The 1,384-nt window shown below is 35.6% G+C and carries 4 protein-coding genes; 3 read left to right on the forward strand and 1 reads right to left on the reverse strand.

Annotation, left to right across the window (positions count from 1 at the left end; all coding sequences use genetic code 11):
* The first annotated feature begins 263 nt into the window (after positions 1–263).
* The 3 genes from F6K53_RS42705 (at position 264) to F6K53_RS42715 (ending at position 1,010) form a co-directional block, all read left to right on the forward strand.
* Positions 264–485: a hypothetical protein gene (locus F6K53_RS42705; protein WP_293086650.1), complete on the forward strand. Its 222-nt coding sequence runs from the start codon at positions 264–266 to the stop codon at positions 483–485.
* 96 nt (positions 486–581) lie between these two features.
* Positions 582–788: a type II toxin-antitoxin system HicA family toxin gene (locus F6K53_RS42710; RefSeq protein WP_075901496.1), complete on the forward strand. Its 207-nt coding sequence runs from the start codon at positions 582–584 to the stop codon at positions 786–788.
* 6 nt (positions 789–794) lie between these two features.
* Positions 795–1,010 carry a type II toxin-antitoxin system HicB family antitoxin gene (locus F6K53_RS42715; protein ID WP_293086653.1) on the forward strand — a complete coding sequence of 72 codons (216 nt, stop codon included), beginning with the start codon at positions 795–797 and terminating at the stop codon, positions 1,008–1,010.
* A gap of 52 nt (positions 1,011–1,062) precedes the next feature.
* Here F6K53_RS42715 and F6K53_RS42720 read toward each other — a convergent pair.
* Positions 1,063–1,384: hypothetical protein (locus tag F6K53_RS42720; RefSeq protein ID WP_293086656.1), on the reverse strand; the 322-nt coding region annotated here is incomplete at its 5' end.

Here is a 1,384-nt window from a genome sequence, read left to right on the forward strand (position 1 = left end):
AGAGAATTTTGTACGGCATTGTTACCACCGGAGAAGACTGGCGTTTCGGTACTTTTAATCGCGTTGAACGTTCCATACAACAAGACCCCAAGCGCTACATCGTCCCAGAAGAGCTAACCGAGTTGCTGGAAATTTTAGTCGGGATTATGACTTGAAACCATTGCTGAATGGTTACTATCAGATGCAGTCCCAAGTACCTCACCTAATTGATAAGCGCTATACTAAATTAAGTAAAGCATGAAGTAAACAAGGTGTTAAGATCTATGGCAACCAATACTCAAAGTCATTTTGCTCCCTACTTAAGACATAGAGGGAAAACTGTTGAAGAACAAATTAAACTCAATCAACCTGCTCTGGCATGGCTAAGAAAACGCCTTGAAGAGGAAATCACACAAGAAGAAGCTAAAATTCGACAGGAAGATTTAGAAAAATTCAAACAAATTCTTGATAGTTTTCGTCCAGAAGGCTCTAAGCTATATAGCTAATAATGATTAGACCTCTTGCAAAAATATTTTTCTGATAGTGTTTACCTCAATCCTTCTGACTTGCGCGTAGCGCTATAACTTTTCCAAAATAATTAAATGCCCAAGAAAATCAGAGAACTAAAATCAATGCTAAAAAAAGCAGGTTTCTCTTATCGTTCAGGTAAAGGCAGTCACACAGTTTGGAGTCATCCTTTATTAAACTATAGTCTGACTATCTCTGGCAAAGATGGAGAAGACGCTAATAGATACCAAGAAAAAGCTGTTAAAAATATACTCAGAGACTTAGATAATTTACAGAAATAAATAGAGATGAAAAACCACTATAGTATCTTAATTCAATGGTCAGAGCAAGACCAAACCTACATTGCTAGTTTGCCAGAATTTGGTCCCTATGCTCATACTCATGGCAGCAGCTACGAAGAGGCTCTCAAAAATGCTAAAGAAGTGTTAGAGCTTTTGGTAGAAGATTACCAAGCTAGAGGTAAAGATTTACCTTTATTAATTTCTTCAAAAATCACGGTATAATTAAAGAGTAAAAAAAGTATATAGCTTGTGTCTAAAAACAAGCAATTCATTATTAATAGTTATATAAATACTGATCAATAGATGTAGAAGCATCACTAACTCCACCTACAACTGGATTGTCTCCGAGTCCCCAAATGGGATCATCTACACCATTGCTATTTTCTGGTAGCTGTTGATTATGTTGCTGTAATTGTTTAAGTTTAACAATTTCATGATGTAACGCTAATACAACTAATTCCTCAAGATTCTTTACTAGTCCTGTCTGAATTAGTTCTTCTGTAGTTTTCAGCAAATCTGTGGGTAAACTTAAAGTGATTTGATTGACGTTTTCCATGGATAGTATTGTTTTGATGAGATCAGAGTGTTGATTATTA

It is taken from the genome of Moorena sp. SIO4A1, assembly GCF_010672065.1.
Lineage (GTDB): Bacteria > Cyanobacteriota > Cyanobacteriia > Cyanobacteriales > Coleofasciculaceae > Moorena.

Coding starts and splice junctions, on each gene's coding strand:
- F6K53_RS42705 (WP_293086650.1), top strand. CDS start 264: ATGGCAACCAATACTCAAAGTCATTTTGCTCCCTACTTAAGACATAGA.
- F6K53_RS42710 (WP_075901496.1), top strand. CDS start 582: ATGCCCAAGAAAATCAGAGAACTAAAATCAATGCTAAAAAAAGCAGGT.
- F6K53_RS42715 (WP_293086653.1), top strand. CDS start 795: ATGAAAAACCACTATAGTATCTTAATTCAATGGTCAGAGCAAGACCAA.